Annotated in this window: 2 protein-coding genes; both read right to left on the bottom strand. The window is 63.7% G+C overall.

What is annotated here, in order from left to right:
• The coding region (locus EOA27_RS34685) for a trimethylamine methyltransferase family protein (protein ID WP_127258532.1) at window positions 1-1,351 on the bottom strand (1,351 nt) is incomplete at its 3' end.
• Window positions 1,352-1,426: 75 nt separating this feature from the next.
• Window positions 1,427-1,849: NAD(P)-dependent oxidoreductase (locus tag EOA27_RS34680; RefSeq protein ID WP_281059510.1), on the bottom strand; the 423-nt coding region annotated here is incomplete at its 5' end.

Here is a 1,849-nt window from a genome sequence, read left to right as displayed (position 1 = left end):
GCATCGGTTGGTAGAAGGCGGTGGTGTAGCGCGACATGGTGTGCTCGGCGCCGAAGAAATGGCCGCCGGCCGGCACCGACTTGATCGCCTCGAAGCCGAGGTCGTCCTCCTGGAACGGCAGCGGCCGCAGAAACTCCATCATGTTCTGCAGGATCTCGACGTCCAGCACGAGCTTTTCGTAGGACGCTGTCAGCCCGCCCTCCAGCCAGCCGACGGCGTGATAGATCAGATTGGCCCCGCCAAGCACCGCGCCCCAGGTCGCCATTTCAGTTTCGTAGGCCGCCTGCAGGTCGACGACGTTGGAGGCATTCGCGTTGGAGGTGCGGTAGGGCAAATTGTAGCGGCGCGCCAACTGCCCGGCGATGATGTTGGCCTTGGCGTTTTCCGGCGTGCCGAAGGCCGGCGCGCCCGACTTCATGTCGACATTGGAGGTGAAAGCGCCGTACATCACCGGCGTGCCGGGGTTGACGAGCTGCGTCAGCGTCACGCCGAACAGCGCCTCGGCATTCTGCTGGCAGAGCGCGGCGGCAAGCGTCACCGGCGTCATCGCGCCCATCAGCGTGAAGGGGGTGACCGTCACCGGCTGGCCATGCTCGGCCATGGCGATCAGGCCTTCGGCCATCGCGTCGTCGAACAGGCGTGGCGAGTTGATCGAGATGATCGTGGTCACGCCCGGCGAAGCGCGCATCTCCTCGACCGAGATGCCGCGCGCGATCGCCATCATGTTGATGCCGTCCATCGCCCTGGCGCGGCCAATCGCGGTGCAATGGAAGGAGAGGTCGCTCAGCGTCAGATTGGCGTGATAGGTGTCGAGATGGCGCGAATTCGCCGGCAGCTCGATCGGCGCCACCACTTGGTTGCCGATGATGTGGATGGCGTTGAAGTGGTGCGCCAGCCGGATGAAGTTCTGATAGTCGGGCAGGTTGCCTGGACGCCGGCCGTTAATGCGGTCATGCACATTGGGCGGACCGGCGACTAGACCGAAGACCAGTGAATTGCCGCCGAAATGGAGCTGCTTTTCGGGATTGCGGCTGGTCAGCGTGAAGGAGGAGGGAACGTTGCGCAGCGCCTCGGCGACGATGCTCTCGTCGATGCGGATGGTGTTGCTCTCGCGATCGACGGTGGCGCCAGCCTTGGAGAACAGGTCCATCACCTTTTCGCTCATGACGCGGATGCCGAGTTCCGACAGGATGCGCATCGATGTCTTGTGCAACTGCTCCATGCGCTCCTCGTCGAGAAGCTGCATGGGCGGGTAGGGATTTTTCACGCTCTGCCACGGCAGTTGCGCGATGCCGCCGCCGCTGCGTCCGAGCTTCGATCGGCGACCGCCGCCGCGCCTGTCCTGTGACATCGGATTATTTCCTCCCGATCCTCTTTCTTCGCAATTCCGGACGGAAAACCGTTCACACTTTTCCTGGAATTGCTTTCAATAGCCGCGTTCCGGATTGACCACATTCTCCAGCGGCTCACCTTTGCGGTAGCGCGCCAGATTGTCGGCGAACATGTGCAACGACTTGATGTCCCAGCCGTCATAGACCGCCGCGCAATGCGGCGTGATGACGACGTTTTCGTAACCCCAGAGCGGGTGCTCGGCCGGCAGCGGTTCGGTCGCGAAAACGTCGAGCGCCGCGCCCTTGATCCGCTTGTTGTCGAGCGCGCTCAACAACGCGGCCTCCTCGACGACGCCGCCGCGCGAAATGTCGATGAGCACGGCGGACGGCTTCATCGCGGCGAAGGCGGCCTCGCCAAACAGACCGCGCGTGGTCGGCAGCAGAGGCACGCAGCAGACGATGAAATCGGCGCGGCCGATCAGTGCCAGCAGCGCGTCGGGACCATGAACCTCGTCGAG

This window comes from Mesorhizobium sp. M2A.F.Ca.ET.037.01.1.1 (assembly GCF_003998075.1).
Classification (GTDB): Bacteria; Pseudomonadota; Alphaproteobacteria; order Rhizobiales; family Rhizobiaceae; genus Mesorhizobium.
The sequence above is the reverse complement of the archived record's forward strand: the minus strand, read 5'-3'. Positions and strand labels throughout refer to the sequence as shown.